The 21,653-nt window shown below is 64.3% G+C and carries 19 protein-coding genes; 16 read left to right on the top strand and 3 right to left on the bottom strand.

Features of this window, described 5'->3' with window-relative positions:
- Nucleotides 1-26 precede the first annotated feature (26 nt).
- A complete protein-coding gene (locus tag NKI54_RS13900; RefSeq protein WP_352636413.1) occupies nt 27-659 on the bottom strand; it encodes an NAD(P)-dependent oxidoreductase in 633 nt (210 codons plus the stop codon).
- Between the two features lie 19 nt (nt 660-678).
- Complete coding sequence (locus NKI54_RS13905; protein WP_352636414.1) at nt 679-1,572, bottom strand: methyltransferase domain-containing protein; 894 nt, start codon at nt 1,570-1,572, stop codon at nt 679-681.
- A 129-nt stretch (nt 1,573-1,701) separates the two neighbouring features.
- On the opposite strand from NKI54_RS13905, the gene NKI54_RS13910 reads away from it, so the two are divergent.
- The 16 genes from NKI54_RS13910 (at nt 1,702) to NKI54_RS13985 (ending at nt 19,201) form a co-directional block, all read left to right on the top strand.
- Nucleotides 1,702-2,598 (top strand): LysR family transcriptional regulator, encoded by an 897-nt coding sequence (locus NKI54_RS13910; protein ID WP_352636415.1) that lies wholly within the window; start codon nt 1,702-1,704, stop codon nt 2,596-2,598.
- A 309-nt stretch (nt 2,599-2,907) separates the two neighbouring features.
- On the top strand, nt 2,908-3,180 hold the full coding sequence (locus NKI54_RS13915; protein ID WP_352636439.1) for a hypothetical protein: 273 nt from the start codon (nt 2,908-2,910) through the stop codon (nt 3,178-3,180).
- 211 nt (nt 3,181-3,391) lie between these two features.
- Complete coding sequence (locus NKI54_RS13920; protein WP_023677827.1) at nt 3,392-3,802, top strand: DUF3168 domain-containing protein; 411 nt, start codon at nt 3,392-3,394, stop codon at nt 3,800-3,802.
- Nucleotides 3,803-4,175: 373 nt separating this feature from the next.
- A complete protein-coding gene (locus NKI54_RS13925; protein ID WP_352449043.1) occupies nt 4,176-4,475 on the top strand; it encodes a hypothetical protein in 300 nt (99 codons plus the stop codon).
- 64 nt (nt 4,476-4,539) lie between these two features.
- Nucleotides 4,540-5,205 carry a response regulator transcription factor gene (locus tag NKI54_RS13930; RefSeq protein ID WP_352636416.1) on the top strand — a complete coding sequence of 222 codons (666 nt, stop codon included), beginning with the start codon at nt 4,540-4,542 and terminating at the stop codon, nt 5,203-5,205.
- A gap of 10 nt (nt 5,206-5,215) precedes the next feature.
- Nucleotides 5,216-6,643, top strand: a complete 1,428-nt coding sequence (locus tag NKI54_RS13935; protein WP_051406157.1) for an ATP-binding protein — start codon at nt 5,216-5,218, stop codon at nt 6,641-6,643.
- A gap of 121 nt (nt 6,644-6,764) precedes the next feature.
- Nucleotides 6,765-7,199, top strand: coding sequence for an RT0821/Lpp0805 family surface protein (locus tag NKI54_RS13940; protein WP_023677823.1), 435 nt, complete (start codon nt 6,765-6,767; stop codon nt 7,197-7,199).
- A 222-nt stretch (nt 7,200-7,421) separates the two neighbouring features.
- Nucleotides 7,422-8,558 (top strand): c-type cytochrome biogenesis protein CcmI, encoded by a 1,137-nt coding sequence (ccmI, locus tag NKI54_RS13945; protein WP_352636418.1) that lies wholly within the window; start codon nt 7,422-7,424, stop codon nt 8,556-8,558.
- A 3-nt stretch (nt 8,559-8,561) separates the two neighbouring features.
- Nucleotides 8,562-9,005: a cytochrome c maturation protein CcmE gene (ccmE, locus tag NKI54_RS13950; RefSeq protein ID WP_352471012.1), complete on the top strand. Its 444-nt coding sequence runs from the start codon at nt 8,562-8,564 to the stop codon at nt 9,003-9,005.
- A gap of 14 nt (nt 9,006-9,019) precedes the next feature.
- Nucleotides 9,020-11,008 carry a heme lyase CcmF/NrfE family subunit gene (locus NKI54_RS13955; protein ID WP_352691744.1) on the top strand — a complete coding sequence of 663 codons (1,989 nt, stop codon included), beginning with the start codon at nt 9,020-9,022 and terminating at the stop codon, nt 11,006-11,008.
- Nucleotides 11,005-11,469, top strand: a complete 465-nt coding sequence (locus NKI54_RS13960) for a cytochrome c-type biogenesis protein (RefSeq protein ID WP_352569863.1) — start codon at nt 11,005-11,007, stop codon at nt 11,467-11,469. The genes NKI54_RS13955 and NKI54_RS13960 overlap by 4 nt, the downstream gene beginning before the upstream one ends.
- A 116-nt stretch (nt 11,470-11,585) precedes the next feature.
- Nucleotides 11,586-13,142 (top strand): Do family serine endopeptidase, encoded by a 1,557-nt coding sequence (locus NKI54_RS13965; RefSeq protein ID WP_352691746.1) that lies wholly within the window; start codon nt 11,586-11,588, stop codon nt 13,140-13,142.
- A 399-nt stretch (nt 13,143-13,541) separates the two neighbouring features.
- A complete protein-coding gene (locus NKI54_RS13970) occupies nt 13,542-14,216 on the top strand; it encodes a response regulator transcription factor (protein WP_254819962.1) in 675 nt (224 codons plus the stop codon).
- 6 nt (nt 14,217-14,222) lie between these two features.
- Nucleotides 14,223-15,692 (top strand): sensor histidine kinase, encoded by a 1,470-nt coding sequence (locus tag NKI54_RS13975; protein WP_352591936.1) that lies wholly within the window; start codon nt 14,223-14,225, stop codon nt 15,690-15,692.
- A gap of 11 nt (nt 15,693-15,703) precedes the next feature.
- Entirely contained in the window at nt 15,704-18,658 is a 2,955-nt protein-coding gene (locus tag NKI54_RS13980; protein WP_352691826.1) for a bifunctional [glutamine synthetase] adenylyltransferase/[glutamine synthetase]-adenylyl-L-tyrosine phosphorylase, read from the top strand.
- A gap of 63 nt (nt 18,659-18,721) precedes the next feature.
- The gene (locus NKI54_RS13985) at nt 18,722-19,201 is read left to right on the top strand and encodes an EF-hand domain-containing protein (RefSeq protein WP_352591942.1); all 480 of its coding nucleotides are present in this window, start codon (nt 18,722-18,724) and stop codon (nt 19,199-19,201) included.
- A 51-nt stretch (nt 19,202-19,252) separates the two neighbouring features.
- On the opposite strand, the gene NKI54_RS13990 is transcribed toward NKI54_RS13985, so the two are convergent.
- On the bottom strand, nt 19,253-21,577 hold the full coding sequence (locus NKI54_RS13990) for a PAS domain-containing sensor histidine kinase (RefSeq protein ID WP_352622511.1): 2,325 nt from the start codon (nt 21,575-21,577) through the stop codon (nt 19,253-19,255).
- Between the last annotated feature and the right edge of the window lie 76 nt (nt 21,578-21,653).

Here is a 21,653-nt window from a genome sequence, read left to right on the forward strand (position 1 = left end):
GAGGGGAAGACGGCTCCCGTGCGGCGTCAGCGCAGGATGCTGACTGTCCTGCGCGAGTAGGTGGTGTCGTTGATCTGGGCGAGCATGAAGGCCGCTACGTCGGCCCGCGCCAGTGTCGGCAGCAGCGATGCCGCCCGGATGCCATTGCCATGGCGGAATTCACCCGTTGCCGCTCCATTGCTCAGCTTGGGCGGCCGCACGATGGTCCAGTCGAGACTGGATTGAACGACCAGGCTTTCCTTCACCTCATGGTCCGTCACCTCATTGCGCAGCACCAATGGCACGATGATGTTGCCCAACAGGAGGCCTAGTTGCCGCCGGCCGTCGCGAACGCCAAGGAATGAAAGATAGATGAGCCGTTCGGGGCCGGCCTGCTGCATCGCCGCGACGATGAAGCCGATGCCGGCAACGACGGCCGGATCGCGTTTCAGCGGCACGCCCACCCCAAGACAGCTGAAAACCGCATCATACCTAACAACGGCGCGTTCGACTGCCTGCCGATCGGCGACGTTTCCGACGATCACCTTCAGATTTTCGTGGCTGATGGCAAGCTTGCCCGGCGTGCGGACGAAGGCGGTCACCGCATGGCCCTTCGCCAACGCCGCCGAGACAAGCAGTCGACCCGTCGCACCGGAAGCGCCGAAGATCAGCAGTTTCATCGTCCGCTCCTGGAAACCGTTAGCCCCGCTTACGCCCGGCGACGAAGGCGACAGGCGCCCCGGTCGGGCCGGGCAGCAACCGGCTGTCGGCATAGCCGCTCTGATCGACCAGGTCCTGGGCTGCGCCTTTTTCAAAGACCGTGCCGCCCCACATTGTGGTGCGGAGGCGGGCGAGGGCGTCTCCCAGTGCATCCGGTCCAGGATTGACCATTGCCAGCAGCAGCCAGCCGCCGGGCCGCAACGCGGCGTGGCTGCGCTTGACGATGGCCCTGACATCCGGCTCGGGGATGAAGGCGCTTGGTACGAAAACAAGGTCGAACGCGTCCGTGTCCGCGATATCCTGGCCCAGCCCGGTGTGCAGTTCGATGCGATGTTCGAGCCCGGCTGCCCTGACGTTGGCAGCGGCCTGCGCGATGGCTTCAGGCAAGGGATCGACACCGACCGCCTTCAGGCCGGGCCATTGCCGCAGCATCGACACCGACAGGGCGCCGACGCCGACGCCGATATCCAGGAAGGCTGCGCCCGGTGCGGCGAGCCTCTCCGGCAAACCGGCCAGTTGTGGCGCGATCAGCCGCTTCAGCAACGCCGGGAAGCCAGATGAAACGTCGCCGAAGGCCTGGCGTAAACGGGCTTCCAGGGCCTCGACGCTTTCGGAGGAGCGCGACAGCAGCTTGCCACCTGAAAGCAGGTCGACCCGGATGCTGGCCAGCACCGGCGTAAGTTCGATGACGCCAGCACTTGCCACGACGTCGGAGGCGCCGAGTTCGGCAAGCACGGCCCCTGTGCGCCGGGCCACACTGCCCTCGAGTGGCGTGCCGGAAATACGCGCCTCCATCGCCAAACCGAGCGCCACCAACGCATTGGCCGACGTCGCGTGCCGCGCCACCATCGTTCGCAAACCTTCGATATCCATCGATCGCTTCCCTGAATTGGATCAGGCCTATTCTCGCGCGGACGTCAAATTCAGGCGATTTGCAATTTCCGCGCATGCTTGTGCAAAACTGCACAGGTGCGCGGCGAGGAATTGATCTAGACTAGGTTCGTGACCAAGACCGGCGAACCGGACTGGAACGATTTGCGCTACTTTCTCGCTGCCGCCCGCGCGGGAACGTTGTCGGGAGCAGCGCGCGTGCTCGGCGTGCGTCACACGACGATCAGCCGGCGCCTTGCTGCTCTTGAGGCGGCACTCGGGGTTTCGCTTGTCGTGCGAACGCGGCAAGGCATCGAGATCACGCCGCTTGGCCAGACATTGCTGCCGCTCGGTGATGACCTTGAACGTACCATGCAAGCACTGACGGCGCTTGTGCGTTCGGGCAAGAATAGCGTTCGGCTGGCACTGCCGTCGGGCTTCAGCCCCCTTTTTGCCGAGCGTATGGCCGGGTTCCATAAGACCCACCCCGATATCAATCTTGAACTGACGAGCGGCAGCAGGCCCGTGGACCTGCAGCACGGCGAGGCCGACCTAGCGGTCAGGATCGGCACCGTCGCCGCAGACGATTTGATCGCGCAGAAGCTTTGTGTTGCGGGCTGGTCGATCTATGCGTCCCAGCGCTATCTCGACCGTCACCCGATGCCCATCGATCCTCGCCAGCTGGCCGGACACGAGATCATTGGATTTCACGCAAGCCTTGCCGGCGTCCCCGGCGCCAAATGGGTTGAGGCGCACGGCGCCGGCGCGACAATTGTCCTTCGCGTTGCCGAAATGACGGAAATGCTGGCGGCGGCTCTGAGTGGCGCCGGTCTGGCGGTAATGCCCTGCATGTTGGCCGAAGCTGAACTGCGGATGGTGCGCCTTGCCCCCGACATTCTCGGCAGTCATCCGGTGTCGCTCGTCTATCGCCGTGAAATCGGGGCGGAGGCGCCGATGCGCGCCGTCATCCGCTTCGTTTCTACCATCATCAAGGACCATGCCGAGGTGATCAGCGGCGAGACGCAGTAGGGGCATGGTGCAGCCGCTTGCGCGAGGTGCCGAGGATTGGCAGTCGTCACACGGGACGCTTGTCCCGCTCTTTGCGGGTCGCACCGTATCGTCCGGCGTTGGTTCTCTCGGAAGACTCGCTGGATACTCGATTTGCGGGAGCGCCAGAGAATCTTGCGATCCGCGATAATATTAACAGGTATTATTTCTGCCAGGTCTCTCACCACAGTTGGGTCATGCCAAATGCCTGAGAATTGAATTTCCGCTGTGAAACACCTATCTTACAGTGAAATTCACGTTTTCGACTTTAGCTGCAAGGAGATTTTACCGATGGCCCAAGGCAATCAGAACATCATGGGAAAATCTGAGGCTCGCTTCATGGAAAATCAAAAGAAGACGGCGGAGCGGAACAAAGCAACTGCCGAATATCTCTCGGAGGCGAAGGCCAGGACCATCAAGACGGCAAGGCTGAGGGAATTGCGACTGGCCAAGGAAGAGGCGGACCGCGCGGCGGCGGCTCTGAATCCGGTCGCCCCGAAGAAGAAGCGGGCGTCGCGGACAGTCAAGCAGGCAGTATCCGCATCGATACAGCCCAAATCATGAGCCTGACATTTCCCATTCCAGCTGCAGCCAGGAAGCAAACGCATCGGCTTCGTCGGCCGTGCCGTCGCGGGTTGCAGGAGCAGGGCTTATTGCCGAGATCATGAAGGTTCATAATCCGCATGAGACGCGCTGATTCGCGCTTTGCCGGGATGCCTTCATGCAACGCAGCTACGCAGCCGGGAGGTCGACGCGACGGGCGAAGGGAAAGACGATGACCGCGCCCGCCGTCGAATTGCAGAGGGCCATATTCGAGGCAGTGAACGGCGATCCCCACCTGTCGGCGGCACTGGGCGATGCAAGATTGTTCGACCATGCGCCGGAAAATGTTGCGTTCCCCCACATGACCTTCGGCCGCACCAGCGTCTACGATTGGGCAACGGGGATGGAGAACGACGCAGAACAGTTGCTGACGTTGCATGTCTGGTCGAAATCAGAGGCCAGCAAGGAAACCAATGACATCATGGACCTTGTTAGCACCCGCCTGCGCGATACGGCTCTCTCGCTCGGCGAACATCGCCGCGCCTACCTCAAGCTCGAATTCGCCGAAGCCCGCTACGACGAGGACCTTTCGGCCCATCACGGGCTGCTGCGCTTCCGCGCCGTGATCAAGGACGAGGGCTGACCACCGGGCACTTTTTGCAAATCGAGCAATTTTGTTCTTGCTTTGTGCCGGCAGCTATGCTACTAATTCCCCTATGGTGCTGATGGCGCCAACGACCCGCCGCAGAGGCGGTTTTTTTGTTTCAGGTTCGGTTCGCCTGAACTGCCATCGGTTGCCTTGGGCCGGATGCTTCGTCCTCCCAAATGGTCCTGCCCGCCAGATGACGCCGGTTGTCGGCGAAGGATTGGAGGGCTAGGTTAAACATTGGCGATTTCGCGGAGCCGGGCGGCGAAATGGCAATCCGGTAATCTCGCGCTTCAGGGGTGTGGCGGGCATGCATTCGAGCGTTCACCGTTCATATCACGTTCAGCACCGGCGCGTTAGAACGCTGACCATGAAAACCCTTCGCTCCCACTTCCGGACCGCGGCACTGGCGCTGTCAGCCGCCGGTCTGCTTGCGTCGCAAGCGATGGCGATCCCCGCTGTCGTGCCCGAGTGGACTCAGCCGGTCGTCCTCGCCGCGTCCGACTGCTACGCGATCGGCCAGCAGGTGGCCGAGCAGAATGGCGGCACCCTGGCCAAGGCCTCGCAGTCGACACGCGGCGGCCAGCCGGTCTGCGTCATCGTCGTGCTCGTTCCGGGCAAGGACGGGCAGCGTCCCCGTCGCTCGGAGATCGTCGTTCCGCTGAACTGAACCGTGCCGTTTCCCAGTCTGCCGGAATCGGCCTATATCTGAACAGCTTCAACAGGCCTTCCGCATGCGCGTACTCGTCGTCGAAGATGACAAGGATCTCAACCGGCAGATCGGCGATGCGCTGGTCGATGCCGGCTATGTCGTCGACCGCGCTTTCGACGGCGAGGAAGGGCTTTTTCTCGGCGACACCGAGCCCTATGATGCCGCGGTGCTCGATATCGGCCTGCCGCAGATGGACGGCATCAGCGTGGTCGAGCGCTGGCGGCGCGGCGGCCGCAAGATGCCGGTGCTGATCCTGACGGCACGCGACCGCTGGAGCGACAAGGTTGCCGGCATCGACGCCGGCGCCGACGACTACGTCACCAAACCCTTCCACATCGAGGAAATCCTGGCCAGGGTGCGGGCCTTGATCCGGCGTGCTGCCGGGCACGCTTCGTCCGAACTGACCTGCGGGCCGCTCCGCCTCGACACCAAGGCCTCCAAGGCCGACGTCGACGGCGTGCCGCTGAAGCTGACCTCGCACGAATTCCGCTTGCTTGCCTATTTGATGCACCACATGGGCGAGGTGGTGTCCCGGACCGAGCTGGTCGAGCATCTCTACGACCAGGATTTCGACCGCGATTCCAACACGATCGAGGTCTTTGTCGGACGGCTTCGCAAGAAGATGGGCATCGACATGATCGAAACTGTTCGCGGCATGGGCTACCGCATGCGTAAGCCGGAGGCGTAACGCGGAACCGCTGCCTACAAAACCCGCCGTCTCGAACACGCCGTCGCTGCGGTCATGGCCGCGTTCGGTGGCGTTTCGCGTCATCGCCTTTTCCACGGTCTGGGCGATCCTCACTCTGGTCGTCATCTTCACCTTGATCACCACGCTCTATCGCCAGGCCAGCGAGCGCGGTTTCGACAGCCTGCTTTCGGCGCATCTGTTCAACCTGATCGGCTCGGTCGGCGTTTCTGAAAGCGGCCAATTGACCGGCGCCCCCGACCTTGGTGATTTGAGGTTCTCGGAACCGAATTCCGGCTGGTACTGGTCGGTCGAGCCTGCCTCGGAAGGCGTGCACGGCGATCTCCATTCGTCGTCGATGACCAAGGCGATCCCGTCGCCAAGCGTTGCCGAGGTGCCCTTCAATGCCAGCTTCCAGCGCAGCTATTCAGCGGACGGCATCGAAGGCGAGCAGTTGGAGGTGTTCGAGAGCGAGTTCGTGCTCGATGCGAAAAACCGCGCCGCGCGCTTCCGCGTCATGGGCAACCAGACCGAGCTCGAGCAGGAAATCGCCACCTTCCAGCGGCGCCTTTTGACCTATCTGTCGCTGTTCGGCGTCGGCATGATCGCCATCAATGCGATTGCCATCCTGCTCGGCCTGCAGCCGCTGCGCCGGGTCAGGAATGCGCTTGCCATGGTGCGCGAAGGAACCGCGCAGCGCCTAGACGGCCGTTTCCCGGCCGAGATCGAGCCGCTCGCCAACGAGACCAATGCGCTGATCGAGAACAACAGGCGTATCGTCGAGCGGTCGCGCACGCAGGTCGGCAACCTGGCTCACTCGCTGAAGACGCCGCTTGCCGTGCTGCTCAACGAGGGACGGGCGCTGGGTGGCGCCAAGGGTCAGCTGATCGCCGAGCAGGCCGCTTCCATGCAAAAGCAAGTGGACCATTATCTGCAACGTGCCCGCGTCGCCGCGCAGCGGGACAGCGTCGTCTACCGTACGCCGGTGGCGCCGCTGGTCCAGCGCATGGTTCGGGTGCTGCAGAAGCTCAACCCGCAGACGGCGCTGTCGCTCTCACTGCCGGCCACCGACATCGTCTTTGCCGGCGAACGCGAGGACCTGGAGGAGCTGCTCGGCAATCTGTTCGACAATGCGATGAAATGGGCAAGGAGCGCGGTCGCCGTTTCGGTCAAGCCAATCTCCAGCAAGGGTGGCGCTGGCACGGAAGGCGCAGCCAACCTGTTCGAGATCAGCATCGAGGATGACGGCCCCGGCATTCCCGACGACAAGGCGCGCGAGGTGTTGCAGCGCGGCCGGCGTCTCGACGAGACAAAACCGGGCAGCGGGCTCGGACTTGCCATTGTCGCCGACCTTGTCAACGAGTATGGAGGCTCTCTGGCGCTGGAACGATCCGTCATGGGTGGATTGAAGGCGATGGTTCGATTGCGGAGCCTTCAGTAATGCTTTTCCAGATTGCTTTTCCAGGTGGCCGGCTGCGGCCAAATTTCCGACAAACATCGACATTATGGCCGCGCCAGCTGCTGACAGCGCGGCGGTCCAGCTCAAGAAAGCCGGTATTGGCATGAAGATTCGCGTCGCGCTCGTTTCCGCCCTGCTCGCCGTCTCCGGCTGCACAACGCTCGGCAAGGGCCCGGCCGTTACGGTGACGCCGGCCGCGACGCCCCCCAGCGGCGCCAAGGTGGCGACGACGATCATCTCCGCCATGGGCGGCGGCCTCGTCGGCGGCTCTATCGGCGCCGGCCTGAGCGAGACCGAGAAGCGCAGCGCGCTCGAGGCGGAATACAAGGCGCTTGAATACACGGCGAGCGGCCAGAAAGTGGCTTGGAAGAGCGACAGTTCGGCCCATCGCGGCGAAGTGGTCGCCGCCCAGCCCTATCGCGTCGGCTCGCAGGACTGCCGGCAATACACCCATACGGTGTTTACCGGCACCGCCGGCGCCACCGCGCGCGGAACCGCGTGCCGCAATGCCGACGGCAGCTGGACGCCGCTGACGTAGCTGGCCGGCCGTCGATCCGCCGATTCCGGTCCGGCACTAAAGCGCGTCGCGTTCGACCGGCCTCATGCGACGCGCTTTAGGTTCTTGTTTTGATGCATGGTCGTTATCGCAAAACCGCTGCACACTTTTGCACGACATGCATTATCGATCGGAGCGGCCCCGCCAAAGCGTCGCAGCACGCTTGTGTTGGCAGGGCAAGGGTCTCGTTCTATTGGAAGAGCCATGCTGTTCTGGGTCATAGCCGCAATCCTGACGCTGGGCGCAAGCCTGGCGGTGCTGCTGCCGTTGGCCGGCGGATCGAAGAACGCGTCCGCTGCCGGCGATCACGACCTTGAAGTCTATCGCGACCAGCTGGCCGAGCTTGACCGCGATATGGCGCGTGGCCTGATCCAGCCAATGGAGGCCGAAGAGGCACGCGCCGAAATCGCCCGCCGCATCCTTCGCCTGAGCAATGCCGGCCACGCCGACGACACGGCGACGCAGCCGTCGCGGTCGACAAGGCTGGTGGCGACGGCGGCCGTGCTGCTGGTTCCGCTGGTCAGCTGGGGCCTCTATGGCCAGCTCGGCTCACCCGACCTGCCGTCGCAGCCGCTCAGCGAACGCCTGGCCAAGAACCCCGCCGACAGCTCGGTCGACGAGCTGATAGCCCGCGCCGAGGCGCACCTGGCGGCCAACCCATCCGATGGCCGCGGCTGGGACGTGCTGGCGCCGGTCTATCTGCGCATGCAGCGATACGCCGATGCGGTGACCGCCTATCGCAACGCCATCCGCCTCGACAGCGACAGCGCCGCCCGCCAGGCGGGTCTTGGCGAGGCGATCGCCAATGCGGCCGGCGGCATTGTCTCCGCCGAAGCGCAGGCGGCTTTCGAGGCGGCGTTGAAGTTCGATCCGGCCAATCCGAAGGCCTCGTTCTATCTCGCCATGGGCATGGCACAGGAAGGCCGCATAGCTGAAGCCACGGCGGCCTGGCAAAAGATGCTTGCCGCCTTGCCGCAGGGCTCGCCGTGGCGCGGCGCCGTCGAGCAGGCGCTGGCCGAATCCGCCGCCCGCAGCGTCGCTTCGGAGGCGCCCGCGAAAGGGCCGACCGCCGAGGATATCGATGCTGCTTCCTCGATGTCGCCGCAGGACCGGCAAGCCATGATCAGCACCATGGTTGCCGGCCTCGACGAAAAGCTTCGGCAAAATCCGCGCGACGAGGAAGGGTGGATGCAGCTCGTTCGTTCCTATGCCGTGCTGGGCAAGACAGATCAGGCGCGTGACGCGCTCAATCGCGGTATCGCCGTCTTTGGCGCGGACAGCGACCAGGCCAGGAAATTCACCGCCTTTGCCGCCTCGCTTGGCGTGACGGCGACGGAGTAGACGATGACGCGCAAGCAGAAACGACTGTCGGTGATCGCAGCGGGGCTGGGGTTTCTCGGTGTTGCCACGGGGCTGACCTTCTATGCGCTTGGCCAGAAGGCCTCCTATTTCTACATGCCGGCCGATCTGGCCACCGCCAGCCTTCAGCCGGGCCAGCGCATCAGGCTCGGCGGTCTCGTCGAAAAAGGCACGGTCGAGCGCGGCCAAGGCGCCACCGTCGCCTTTTCGGTGACCGACAACCAGAAGGACGTCAAGGTCACCTATACCGGCATTCTTCCCGACCTCTTCCGGGAAGGGCAGGGCGTGATCACCGAAGGCTCGTTTGGCCCTGACGGAATCTTTGTCGCCGACAGCGTGCTGGCCAAGCATGACGAGACCTATATGCCCAAGGAAGTGGCCGACGGCCTCAAGGCCAAGGGCGTATGGCAGGAGAGCAAGAGTGACTAGCGGGTGCGGTGACAATGGTTGAAACCGGACATTTCGCCCTGATCCTGGCGTTTGCGCTGGCCCTGGTGCAGACGATGGTGCCGCTGTTCGGTGCGCGCACCGGCAACCACAAGATGATGGCCATCGGCGCACCGGCCGCGCTGACCGGCTTTGCCTTGACGGCGCTGTCTTTCGTGGCGCTGGCAACCGCCTACGCCGGCTCCGACTTCTCGGTTGAGAGCGTCTGGGAGAACTCGCATTCGCTGCAGCCGCTGATCTACAAGATCACCGGAACCTGGGGCAATCACGAAGGTTCGATGCTGCTCTGGGTGCTGATCCTGACCTTCTTCGGCGCGCTCGTCGCCGTCTTCGGCGGCAATCTTCCGGCGACGCTCCGGGCCAATGTGCTTGCCGTGCAGGGAGCGATCGGCGCCACTTTCTTCCTGTTCATCCTGACGACGTCGAACCCGTTCGTCAGGCTCAATCCGGCGCCTATCGAGGGCCGCGATCTCAACCCGATCCTGCAGGACCTCGGCCTCGCCATCCATCCGCCGCTGCTTTATCTCGGCTATGTCGGTTTCTCGATCTGCTTTTCCTTCTCTGTCGCTGCCCTCATCGAGGGCCGCATTGACGCTTCGTGGGCGCGCTGGGTAAGGCCGTGGACATTGGTTGCCTGGATGTTCCTCACCGGCGGCATCGCCATGGGCTCCTACTGGGCCTATTATGAGCTCGGCTGGGGCGGCTTCTGGTTCTGGGATCCGGTCGAGAACGCATCCTTCATGCCGTGGCTGGCGGGCACGGCGCTGCTGCATTCGGCGATCGTCATGGAAAAGCGCTCGGCGCTGAAGATCTGGACGCTGCTTCTGGCGATCCTGACCTTCTCACTGTCGCTGCTCGGCACCTTCCTGGTGCGTTCCGGCGTGCTGACCTCGGTGCACGCATTCGCCACCGATCCGACGCGTGGCGTGTTCATCCTCTGCATCCTGACGCTGTTCATCGGCGGCTCGCTGGCGCTGTTTGCCTTGCGCGCCTCCCGGCTGACGGCCGGCGGCCTGTTTCACCCGATCTCGCGCGAAGGCGCGCTGGTCCTGAACAATCTGTTCCTGACCACCGCCACCGCCACCGTGCTGGTCGGCACGCTCTACCCGCTCGTCGTCGAAGCCCTGTCTGCCGACAAGATTTCGGTCGGCGCGCCGTTCTTCAACCTGACATTCGGCCCGCTGATGGTGCCGCTGCTGGTCGTCGTGCCGTTCGGGCCGCTGCTCGCCTGGAAGCGCGGCGACATTTTCGCGGTCGCCCAGCGCCTGATGGCGGCTTTCGCGGCGGCGCTGCTCGCCGTGCTGGTGACGGCCCTGTTCATCGATGGCGCTTCGGTGTTGGCGGCACTCGGTGTCGGCCTTGCCTTCTGGCTGATCTGCGGCGCGCTCTCCGATCTCGCCGTCAAATCCGGCTTCGGCACCGTCGCGCCCGCCACCATGCTCAGGCGCTTCGCCGGCCTGCCGCGCTCGGTCTTCGGCACAGCGCTTGCGCATCTCGGCCTCGGGCTGACAACGCTCGGCATTGTCGGCACGCTTTGCTTCGGCACCGAAAAAATCCTGTCGATGCATGCCGGCGAGACCGTCGAACTGTCCGGCCACAAGCTGCGCTTCGAGGGACTCTACCCGGCCCAGGGGCCTAACTACAGTGAGGATCGCGGCCGCTTCGCCCTGCTTGGCGCCGACGGCAGCGTCACCGGCGAGATCACCTCGGCCAAGCGCTCATATCCGGTGCGCCAGATGACCACAACCGAATCCGGCATCAGGACGATCGGCTTCAGCCAGCTCTATCTTTCGCTTGGCGACGAGGGCAGCGATGGCTCTGTGGTCGTTCGTCTGTGGTGGAAGCCGCTGGTGACGCTGATCTGGGGCGGCGGAATGGTGATGATGGCGGGCGCGGCGATGTCGCTGCTCGACCGCCGCCTGCGCGTCGGCGCACCGTCGCGCCGCAAGGCTGCGGCCGGCGTGCCATCGGCGAGCCCGCAATGAAAAGGGTCACGCTGGCCTCGCTGGTCCTGCTGCTGGCGCTGTTGTTCGCCGGCGCCGTGCAGGCGGTCAAGCCCGACGAGGTGCTCGCCGACCCGGCACTCGAGGCGAGGGCGCGCGCTTTGTCGGAAGGCCTGCGCTGCATGGTCTGCCAGAACCAGTCGATCGACGAGTCCGATGCCGACCTCGCCCGCGACCTGCGCATCCTTGTGCGCCAGCGCCTGGTCGCCGGCGATACCGATCGGCAGGTGATGGACTATGTCGTTTCGCGCTACGGCGAATTCGTGCTGCTGAAGCCACGCTTCAATCTGCGCAATGTTTTGCTCTGGGGGACGCCAGTTCTTCTGCTGCTCGTTGGCGGGACATTCATCCTGCTGGCCGCCCGCTCGCGCCATTCGACGGTGACCGCTGCATTAACTGCCGAGGAACAGGCGGCGCTGGACAAGATGCTCCGCCGCGATTGATCGATACATTACGAAAGTTTCATGTACCGGAAATGGCGCCGTAATGTGCGGCCCTCTATTTCCTTTGTCGAGGATGCCAATCAAGGGGCGTCCCTTGAAAAGAGGATACGATAACCATGAATGTTGCCCCCAATTCATATCTTCGCACCCGTAAACGCCTGCTGGCCGCAGCCGCATCCCTGGCCATTGCCGGCGCGATCGGCTTTGGTGCTGTTGCCACCGGGACAGCCCCGGTGCTGGCCGACGCCGTGCGTGTCGAGGCACCGCAGGTCCCGAGCTTCGCCGATGTGGTCGAGCGCGTTTCGCCGGCGGTCGTCAGCGTGCGCGTCAAGGCCAAGATCCAGTCGACGGCCGATGACGGTTCCGGCCAGATGGACGACGAGGACGGCTTAGGCAATCTTCCCGACAACCCGCAGCTGCGCCGGTTCTTCCGCGAATTCCGCGGCTTTGGCGATCAAGGCGGCGATCAGGGCCCGAACGGAATGCGCCGTTTTGGACACCGTGACCGCAACAACGACCAGCCGCGGCCGGTGGCGCAAGGGTCCGGTTTCTTCATCTCCGATGACGGCTATCTCGTCACCAACAACCATGTCGTCGAGGAGGGCACCGCCTTCACCGTGGTGACCAATGACGGCAAGGAACTCGACGCCAAGCTGATCGGCACCGATCCGCGCACCGATCTTGCCGTGCTCAAGGTCGATGACGGCAGCAAGTTCACCTATGTCGACTTCGCCGATGATTCCAAGGTTCGCGTCGGCGACTGGGTGGTGGCTGTCGGCAATCCGTTCGGCCTCGGCGGCACGGTTACCGCCGGCATCGTCTCGGCCCGCGGCCGCGATATCGGCGCCGGTCCCTATGACGACTTCATCCAGATCGACGCCTCGGTGAACCGCGGCAATTCGGGCGGCCCGACCTTCAACCTCAACGGCCAGGTTGTCGGCATCAACACCGCGATCTTCTCGCCGTCGGGCGGCAGCGTCGGCATTGCCTTCGATATTCCCGCTTCGACCGCCAAGCAGGTCGTGCAGGATCTGATGAAGAACGGTACAGTCCAGCGCGGCTGGCTCGGCGTCGAAATCCAGCCGGTCACGCCCGAAATCGCCGAGTCGCTTGGCCTTGGGTCCGGCAAGGGCGCGCTCGTTGCCAGCGCACAGGACAACGGTCCCGGCAAGAAGGCCGGCATCACCGCCGGTGACGTGATCACCCAGGTGGACGGCAAGGACGTTGCTTCGCCGAAGGAACTCGCCCGCCTGATCGGCGCTTACCCGCCCGGCAAATCTGTCGATGTCACGGTGTGGCGCAACGGCAAGAGCGAGGCGGTTAAGGTCGATCTCGGCAAGCTGCCGTCGAGCGACAAGCAGGCCTCGGCCGACCAGCAGCCTGCCCCCGCGCCGAAGACCGACACGCTCGCCGATCTCGGCCTGACCGTCACCAAGTCTGACAATGGCAAGGGCCTTGTGGTGACCGATGTCGACCCCGACAGCGATGCCGCCGATCGCGGCATCCAGCCCGGCGACGTCATCACCTCCGTCAATTCGACCGAAGTGAACGGCACCGGCGACGTCGACAAGGCGATGGCCGACGCGGTGAAGTCCGGCCGCAAGGCGGTGCTGATGCAGATCACCCGCGACGACAGCAACCGCTTCGTCGCACTGCCTGTCGCCAAGGGCTGAGCGCATGACCCCGAACACGTATTCCGTTTTCGGAAAGGCTCATGCGCCGATTCAAGGTGCTAGAGCGTCCTTTGCGCGTCCAAGAGGACGCGCGGCGCTCTAGTGGTCGACTTTTCCGATGCGGCGGTTTTCAACACCCCCGAGCCGCCGCACGGGAAAGCACGGGGCCTGAATACGTTAGTCAGTTATCGTGTTCCGCCCCAGCGGCAGCGGGCTTCCCATCGCCCGCTGCCGCTCGAACATGCCGCTCAAGGCGTGAAGCGGTTTTAGGCTACGACATGCTAAAACAAAGACTTACCGCGTATCCCTGAATCACTTTGTTCGCGATACGCCATGGAGAAGGCCACGATGCATATGCCGGCCACTCAATCTTCCAGCGAAATCGCGTATAACGGTTCTATGAAGATTCTCGTCATAGAAGACGATCGCGAGGCAGCCGACTACCTGCAGAAGGCGTTCGCCGAGGCCGGCCATACCGCCCATGTCGCCGGCGACGGCGAAACCGGCTTCGCGCTCGCTGATTCCGGCGACTATGACGTCATGGTCGTTGATCGCATGATGCCGCGCCGCGACGGCCTGTCCGTCATTGCCGGGCTCAGGTCCAGAGGCAATACGACGCCCGTGCTGATCCTGTCGGCGCTCGGCGAAGTCGACGACCGGGTCACCGGTCTGCGCGCCGGCGGCGACGACTATCTGACCAAGCCCTACGCCTTTTCCGAACTGCTCGCCCGCGTCGAGGTGCTGAACCGCCGCGCCAGCGCCAGGGAAGCCGAAACCGTCTACCGGGTCGGTGATCTCGAACTCGACCGGCTGTCGCACTCGGTGCGCCGCGCCGGGCGCGAGATAACGCTGCAGCCGCGCGAGTTCCGCCTGCTCGAATATCTGATGCGCCATGCCGGCCAGGTGGTGACGCGCACCATGCTGCTCGAGAATGTCTGGGACTACCATTTCGATCCGCAGACCAACGTCATCGACGTTCATATCTCGCGGCTGCGGGGCAAGATCGAGAAGGGCTTCGACAAGCCGATCCTGCACACGGTTCGCGGCGCCGGCTACATGCTGAAAAGCGGCTAGAACCCCATGACTCTTTCCGTGCCGGCCATCATGAAGACGACGGCAGCGCGGCTTTCGGCGCTCTACCTCCTGCTGTTCGCCATCTGCGCGGTGCTGCTCGTGTTCTACATGACCTCGCTGTCGGCGCGCATGCTGACCGGCCAGACCCAGGACACGATCAACGACGAGGTGCTCGGCCTCGCCCGCGCCTATCAGCGCGGCGGCTTGCCGCTGCTGGTCCGTGTCGTCGAGCAGCGCTCCCGCCAGCCCGGCGCCAATCTCTATCTGATCGCCGATGCCAACGGCCAGATCCTGACCGGCAACGTGCAGAGCCTGGAGCCGGGCGTGATCGAGGCCGAGGGCTGGACCACCGAGCCGTTCTCCTACCGCCGCTTCGGTGAGGGCGAGCTCGAGCGGCAGCGCAACCCGGTCTCCGACCCGAACGAGCCCGCCCAGAGCGAAGTCCAGGCCGAAGGCGAGAAAGGCCACAACGCCATTGCCCTGGTGCTGCGCCTGCCCAACCAGATGATCATGCTGGTCGGCCGCGACCTCGGCGAGCCGGAGCGCTTCCGCGCCGTCATTCGCCGCGCCTTGATGCTGGCGCTCGGCATGATGGGCGTCGGCGGGCTGCTGATCTGGTTCTTCGTCGGGCGCGCGGCGCTGAAGCGCATCGACAGCGTGTCCGAGGCGAGCCGCCGTATCATGGGCGGCGATCTTTCCGGCCGGCTGCCGGTCACCGGCGCCGGCGACGAGTTCGACCGGCTGTCGGAAAACCTCAATTCCATGCTGGCCAGGATCGCCACGCTGAACGAGGGCCTGAAGCAGGTCTCCGACAACATCGCCCACGACCTGAAGACGCCGCTGACCAGGCTGCGCAATCGCGCCGAGGCGACGCTTTCCGGCAAGCACAACACCAGCGACTACCGGCAGGCGCTGGAAGGAACGATCGCCGAATCCGATCAGCTGATAAAGACCTTCAACGCCATCCTGATGATCTCGCGACTGGAAGCCGGCTATTCCTCGGAAAGCACCACCAGGGTTGATCTGGCCGCTGCCGTGCACGACGTCGTCGAACTCTACGAGCCGGTAGCGGAGGAGGCGGGCGTGACGCTCGAAACTTCGGTGCAAGGTTCCTTCGCCGTCAACGGCAATCGCGAGCTGATTGGCCAGGCGCTGTCCAACATCGTCGACAACGCGATCAAATATTCGACCGACTCGACCTCCAGGCCTACGGTTCGCGTGACGCTGGAGCGTGTCGGTAGCGAGATCAGACTCGCCGTCTCCGACAACGGCCAGGGCATTCCCGACGATGTCGACCGCGCCAGGGTGACCGAGCGTTTCGTGCGGCTGGAAAAGAGCCGCTCGCAGCCGGGTTCCGGCCTTGGCTTGAGCCTCGCCAAGGCGATCGTGACGTTCCACAATGGACGGCTTGAGCTTCTGCCCGGCAATCCCGGATTGTCCGTCGTCATGAGTTTTCCCGGGCGGGAGGATCGCTGATAGTGGCGAGGATGGCAGTGCGACGCCTCGAAACGGACTGGCTGTTGAAGCCGGCGATAAAGCTCGTTCCGCTGGATGCAAGCCGCGCCAGGCAGGGATTGTCGGAGATCGCCGACGCCGCGCGGCAAAAAGAACTGCCGCGACTGGCGAAATTCTTGGCAGGCAAGGGGGTCGTCCAGGATTTCCTCGCCGCCGTGTTCGACCTGTCGCCGTTCCTGCGCGATACCGCGCGCCGCCGGCCGCGGATACTCGATGCGCTTTTCGACGAGGCCATCGAGGCGCGGCTATCATCGATCGGCGCCGCGGTCGACAAGGCAGCACGCGTACAGGCCGTCTCCGAAAGCAGCCTGATGATGGAGCTGCGCCAATGCAAGGCGGAGGCGCATTTCCTGATCGCCTTGGCCGATCTCGCCGGCGAAGCCGAGACCTCGCTGACGGTGCGGCGACTGAGCGACCTTGCCGACGCCTGCACGCGTGCGGCTGTCGATTTCCTGCTCCGCGACGCGCATGAGCAAGGCAAGCTCCGATTGCCGGATGCCAAAAATCCGGCGCGACGCTCGGGCTGGATTCTGCTCGGCATGGGCAAGCTCGGCGCGCATGAGCTGAACTTCTCCTCCGACATCGACCTCGTCGTCTTCTTCGACCCCGATGCGCCTGCCGTCGTCGATCCGCTCGATGCCACAGAGCTGTTTTCGCGCCTGACCCGCCGGCTTGTCCGTATCCTCCAGGACCGCACCGAGCACGGTTACGTCTTCCGCACCGATCTCAGGCTTCGTCCCGACCCCGGCTCGACGCCGCTGGCGATCCCGGTCGAGGCGGCGCTGCGCTACTATGAGGCGCGCGGCCAGAACTGGGAGCGCGCCGCCATGATCAAGGCGCGCCCGGTGGCCGGCGATGTTGCCGCCGGCGCCGCGTTCGTGAAGGGACTGCAGCCCTATATCTGGCGCAAATACATGGACTACGCGGCGATTGCCGACGTCCATTCGATCAAGCGCCAGATCCACGCCCACAAGGGCCATGGCGAGGTCGCGGTCAAAGGCCACAACGTCAAGCTCGGCCGCGGCGGCATCCGCGAGATCGAGTTCTTCGTCCAGACCCAGCAACTCATCGCCGGCGGCCGCTTTCCCGAACTGCGCGGCCGCGAGACCGTGCCGATGCTCGGCGAGCTCGCCGCGCGCGGCTGGATCACCGCCGACGCGCGCGATGCGCTCACCAGGCAATACTGGTTCCTGCGCCGCGTCGAACATGCCATCCAGATGGTTGCCGACCAGCAGACGCATATCCTGCCGGAGGACGAAGAGGGGCTGGAGCGCGTCGCCCGCATGCTGGGCTTTGCCGATGCGGCAGGCTTTGCCGAAACGTTCCGCGCGGCGCTGCACCAGGTCGAGCGCCACTATGCAGCGCTGTTCGAAACCGCGCCGGAGCTTTCGGCCGGCATCGGCAATCTGGTCTTTACCGGCGACGTCGACGATCCCGATACCTTGCAGACCTTGCAGCGGCTCGGCTTCCAGCGGCCGAGCGACATCTGCCGGGTTATCCGCGGCTGGCACTTCGGCCGCTACCGCGTCACCAGGTCGGCGGAAGCGCGCGAGCGGCTGACCGAACTGACGCCGGCGCTGCTGCAAGCCTTCGGCCAGACGCGGCGGGCGGACGAGGCAGTGATCCGCTTCGACGAATTCCTTGCCGGCCTGCCTGCCGGCATCCAGCTGTTTTCGCTGCTGCAGTCGAATCCGGCTTTGCTGAAGCTGATGGCGACTATCATGGGCGCGGCACCGCGGCTGGCCGCCATCATCACGCGCCGGCCGCATGTCTTCGATGGGCTGCTCGATCCGGCGCTGCTGAGCGAACTGCCAAACCGCGCCTATCTGTCGGCGCGCCTTGCCGCCTTCCTCGAAGGCGACAGAGCCTATGAAGACGTGCTCGACCGGCTGCGCATCTTTGCTTCGGAGCAAAAATTCCTGATCGGCGTCAGGCTGCTTGCCGGGTCGATCGACCCGCCGCGCGCCGGCCGCGCTTTTTCCGATCTCGCCGACCTGACCATCGAGGCGGCATTGCAGGCGGTGATGGCGGAATTCGCTTTGCGTCATGGCTATATTGCCGGCGGCCGGGTCGCGCTGCTCGGGATGGGCAAGCTCGGCAGCCGCGAACTGACGGCGGGCTCCGACGTCGACCTCATCCTGCTCTACGATCACGACGCCGATGCGGAGGAGTCCGACGGCGACAAGCCGCTTGCCCCGTCGCATTACTACAGCCGGCTGACACAGCGGCTGATCGCCGCCGTTTCCGCGCCGACCGCCGAGGGCGTGCTCTACGAGCTCGACCTTCGCCTGCGGCCGTCCGGCAACAAGGGGCCGGTGGCCACCCATGTCGACGCCTTCAAGAAGTATCAGCGCCAGGACGCCTGGACATGGGAGCACATGGCGCTGGCGCGCGCCCGCGCGATCGGCGGCGATGCCGAGCTCTGCCGCGAGGTCGAGGGAGAGGTTGCCGCAGTGCTCGCTCTGCCGCGCGATCCAGCCAAGGTGATGGCCGAGGCATCCGAGATGCGCGCCATGGTCGACAAGGAGAAGCCGCCGCGCGATCCCTGGGACATCAAGCAGATCCCGGGCGGCCTCATCGATCTCGAATTCATTGCCCAGGTTGCGCTGATCACCGGAAAGATCGAGGCAGGCCGCAGGGCCACCGGCACGGCTGAGGTCCTGTCGCGCCTGGCGCCGGATTTCGCCAGCGCCCAGGTCAGGCAGGAACTGGTGGATGCCTATTCGCTCTATCTGGCGCTGACCCAGATGATACGGCTTTGCCTCACCGGCGCGTTCGAACGCGACGACGTTCCGCCAGGGCTTTCGGATCTGCTTCTGGCCGTCACCGACCTGCCGGATTTCGGGGTGCTTGAAGCGCATCTCGGGGAGACGTCGCAGAAGGTCAGAAAGGATTTCGACCTTCTGCTTCGTGCGAGACAGCCGTGACGGTAACGGGCCGTAGGGTCGTTTCGGAAAGCATCGGGGGTGACGATGCAACAGGAGAAGACCATGAGAAAGACAACCAGACTTGCGCTCGTTTTCGCAGCCCTGGCCGGCGCCGTCGGCACCGCAGCCTATGCCGACGAGCACTCCGGCGCAGGGCCGCGCGACGGCATGATGATGCGCCTCGACAAGGTCATGAAGGACAATGACGGCACCATCACCTTCGACCAGTTCTCCGACGCCATGAACGCGCGGCTGAAGAAGATGGTCGCTGACAATGGCGGCAAGCTGACCGTGGCACAGCTCGCCGACGCGCTGGAGAAAGCACGCTTCGAGCAGATGGCCAGGCGCATCATCGCCCGTTACGACACCAAGGGCGACGGCACGCTGACCGCCGATGACATCACCAGCCGCCAGAAGAAGGTCTTCGCAGTGCTCGACCGTGACAATGACGGGAAAATCGAGAAGAACGAACTGCCGAAGGGTCCCGGCCGTCACCGCCAATGGGACGGCGAGGGCAATGATGGCGCTGACGGCATGCAGTGAGAATTGACAACCGCTCCGGCGGCGCGAGCCGCCGGAGACTTATTTTGTCATTCAGGCAGCGGCCCTGACCGCCTGCGCGGCTTTCTTGATCGGGATGCGTACCGAGACGATCGTGCCGACGCTTTCGGTCGAGCGGATCTTCAACGCGCCACCCTGAAGCTCGGCCAGCGAGCGCGAGATGGCGAGGCCGAGGCCGGAGCCGGCATGGCTCTTGGAGAACTGGTTTTGCACCTGTTCGAATGGCCGCCCGAGCTTGCTCAGCGCCGCCTTCGGGATGCCGCAGCCATTGTCCTCGATCGTCAGGATCAGCGCGCTGGAAATGCTGCGGGCTCTGACCGAGATGTGGCCGCCTTGCCCGGTGAACTTCACCGCATTGGACAGAAGGTTGATGAGGATCTGCTTGATCGCCCTGCGGTCGGCGAACAGCGTCAGCGAATCGGCGATGCGGGTTTCGACGGTGATCGACTTTTCCGCCGCCTGCAGAGAAACGACGCGAACCGTCTCCCTGATGAGCGGGCAGAGATCGATTTCTTCCTGATCCAGGGCGAACTGTCCGGCCTCGATCTTCGACATGTCGAGGATGTCATTGATCACACCGAGAAGATATTTGCCGCTGCCGTTGATGTCGGTGGCATACTCTTCGTAGCGCGGCGAACCCAGCGGCCCGAACAGCCGCCGTTCCATCAGTTCCGAGAAGCCGATGATCGCGTTGAGCGGGGTGCGCAACTCGTGCGACATGTTGGCCAGGAATTCGGATTTGGCCCGGTTTGCCGCTTCGGCGCGCTCGGTTTCCTTCATGTATTTGCGATTGAGTTCGACGAGCTCACGAGCCCGTTCTTCTTCCGCGCGGCGGGCAAGGCTGAGGTCATGGATTGTCGCCATCAGCCGGCGCTCGCTGTCGACCAGCTTCTCCTGGTGCAGCTTGATCTGGGTGATGTCGGAGCCGACGGAGACGGTACCGCCGTCCCTTGTCCGCAACTCGTTCACCTGCAGCCAGCGGCCGTCGGCAAGCTGGCGCTCGAAGGTCACGCCTCCCTGCGGTCCGTTGGTGTTGGCAAGCCGCCGCTCCGAGGCGAAGGCCAGCATGCGTTCCTCCAGAACGGCGCGCGGCGCGCCCGGCATCACGTCGCGATCCAACAGGCCGTTGTCCTGCTGGTATTTGGAATTGCACATGATCAGGCGTTCGGACGAATCCCACAGCACGAAAGATTCGTTGATGTTTTCGATGGCCGTCCTCAGGCGCAGGTCCGCCGCTTCGGAGCGCAGCGCCAGGTGCCGCTGCTCGGTGACGTCGACGGCGATGCCGATCAGCTGGATCTCCGGCGCTTCCGGGTCGATAACGTGTGCTCTTGCGCGCATCCACACCCATTGCCCGTCGGCATGGCGCATCCGGAACACCTGGTCGATATGGTCGATCTCGCGTGCGACGATCCTGTTGGCGAGTTCGAACAAATCGCCGTCCTCGGGATGAATGATTTCATCGACTTCGCCGAACGACAGCATCGTGTCGCAAGGCTCGTAGCCCAGCATGTCGTACATCGAGCGCGACCAGTACATCTTGCCGCGCACCATGTCCCAATCCCACAGGCCGCAGCGGCCGCGCACCAGCGCCATGTCGATGCGCTGGTGGGCTTCGAGATAGATGCGATCGGCGGCCTGGGCGCGCGCCGCCTGGCCGAAATAGGCGTAGAGGATGATGATCAGCACGCCGGCCGTCAGCACGAACAGCGTGACGTTGAGTGAGACCGTCTTGCGCCAGGCGTCAAAAACTGCCTCCTGCGGCACGAACGCTGCCGCGGCACCCCTTCGGCCATTCGCCAGGCTCACTGCCGCGTACCAGTCCTGTCCGCCGATGTTGACCTCCATTACCCCGGCGCGGTCGCCGAACATGAACAGCGGCTGCCCGCCCTGCACGACGCCATCGAGCGATCGCCCCTCCCAGTGCATCGACTGCGGCGATACGGCAATGATCTTGAAGGCGCTATCGGTGATCGCCAGTACGTGGCTTCGGCCCATCGCGCCCTGACGACCGGTGCTCTCCAGCAGGTCCTGGATCGCGCCGGGCGCGGAAACCATGGTCGCGTCGGCGATCGAACTGGCCAGTTGGCCGGCGGCCAGCGCAAGGATCGCCTTGGCGTCGCGCTCGATCTCGTCGCGCTCGTTCATCAGCGACAGAAAGCGCAGTACTGCGATGATCAACAGAAACATGATGATGAGGGCCGGGATCGATCGCCGCAACAGCGGCTCGGCTGCCAGCAGCCGTCGGTAGGCAGGTTCGGCGATGAGCCGCGTATTGCCCGCGAGACCGTCGCTTCGCGCCTCGCGACGCTCAAACGCCGTCCCGCCGGGCGCGCCCCACGCGTCCGCCTTCGCCATAAATGGCACTCCCCGATTTTCTGTCCCGCTTGACGATCCGGCAACGCCGCACTTCCGAATCGTCACTAAAGAATCA

The organism is Mesorhizobium sp. M0663, from assembly GCF_040320585.1.
Taxonomy (GTDB): domain Bacteria; phylum Pseudomonadota; class Alphaproteobacteria; order Rhizobiales; family Rhizobiaceae; genus Mesorhizobium.

What these genes read in the sequence shown, in the direction of transcription:
- NKI54_RS13900 (WP_352636413.1), bottom strand. Translation starts at nt 659, where the DNA reads ATGAAACTGCTGATCTTCGGCGCTTCCGGTGCGACGGGTCGACTGCTT.
- NKI54_RS13905 (WP_352636414.1), bottom strand. Translation starts at nt 1,572, where the DNA reads ATGGATATCGAAGGTTTGCGAACGATGGTGGCGCGGCACGCGACGTCG.
- NKI54_RS13915 (WP_352636439.1), top strand. Translation starts at nt 2,908, where the DNA reads ATGGCCCAAGGCAATCAGAACATCATGGGAAAATCTGAGGCTCGCTTC.
- NKI54_RS13920 (WP_023677827.1), top strand. Translation starts at nt 3,392, where the DNA reads ATGACCGCGCCCGCCGTCGAATTGCAGAGGGCCATATTCGAGGCAGTG.
- NKI54_RS13925 (WP_352449043.1), top strand. Translation starts at nt 4,176, where the DNA reads ATGAAAACCCTTCGCTCCCACTTCCGGACCGCGGCACTGGCGCTGTCA.
- NKI54_RS13930 (WP_352636416.1), top strand. Translation starts at nt 4,540, where the DNA reads ATGCGCGTACTCGTCGTCGAAGATGACAAGGATCTCAACCGGCAGATC.
- NKI54_RS13940 (WP_023677823.1), top strand. Translation starts at nt 6,765, where the DNA reads ATGAAGATTCGCGTCGCGCTCGTTTCCGCCCTGCTCGCCGTCTCCGGC.
- ccmI (WP_352636418.1), top strand. Translation starts at nt 7,422, where the DNA reads ATGCTGTTCTGGGTCATAGCCGCAATCCTGACGCTGGGCGCAAGCCTG.
- ccmE (WP_352471012.1), top strand. Translation starts at nt 8,562, where the DNA reads ATGACGCGCAAGCAGAAACGACTGTCGGTGATCGCAGCGGGGCTGGGG.
- NKI54_RS13955 (WP_352691744.1), top strand. Translation starts at nt 9,020, where the DNA reads ATGGTTGAAACCGGACATTTCGCCCTGATCCTGGCGTTTGCGCTGGCC.
- NKI54_RS13960 (WP_352569863.1), top strand. Translation starts at nt 11,005, where the DNA reads ATGAAAAGGGTCACGCTGGCCTCGCTGGTCCTGCTGCTGGCGCTGTTG.
- NKI54_RS13965 (WP_352691746.1), top strand. Translation starts at nt 11,586, where the DNA reads ATGAATGTTGCCCCCAATTCATATCTTCGCACCCGTAAACGCCTGCTG.
- NKI54_RS13970 (WP_254819962.1), top strand. Translation starts at nt 13,542, where the DNA reads ATGAAGATTCTCGTCATAGAAGACGATCGCGAGGCAGCCGACTACCTG.
- NKI54_RS13975 (WP_352591936.1), top strand. Translation starts at nt 14,223, where the DNA reads ATGACTCTTTCCGTGCCGGCCATCATGAAGACGACGGCAGCGCGGCTT.
- NKI54_RS13980 (WP_352691826.1), top strand. Translation starts at nt 15,704, where the DNA reads ATGGCAGTGCGACGCCTCGAAACGGACTGGCTGTTGAAGCCGGCGATA.
- NKI54_RS13985 (WP_352591942.1), top strand. Translation starts at nt 18,722, where the DNA reads ATGAGAAAGACAACCAGACTTGCGCTCGTTTTCGCAGCCCTGGCCGGC.
- NKI54_RS13990 (WP_352622511.1), bottom strand. Translation starts at nt 21,577, where the DNA reads ATGGCGAAGGCGGACGCGTGGGGCGCGCCCGGCGGGACGGCGTTTGAG.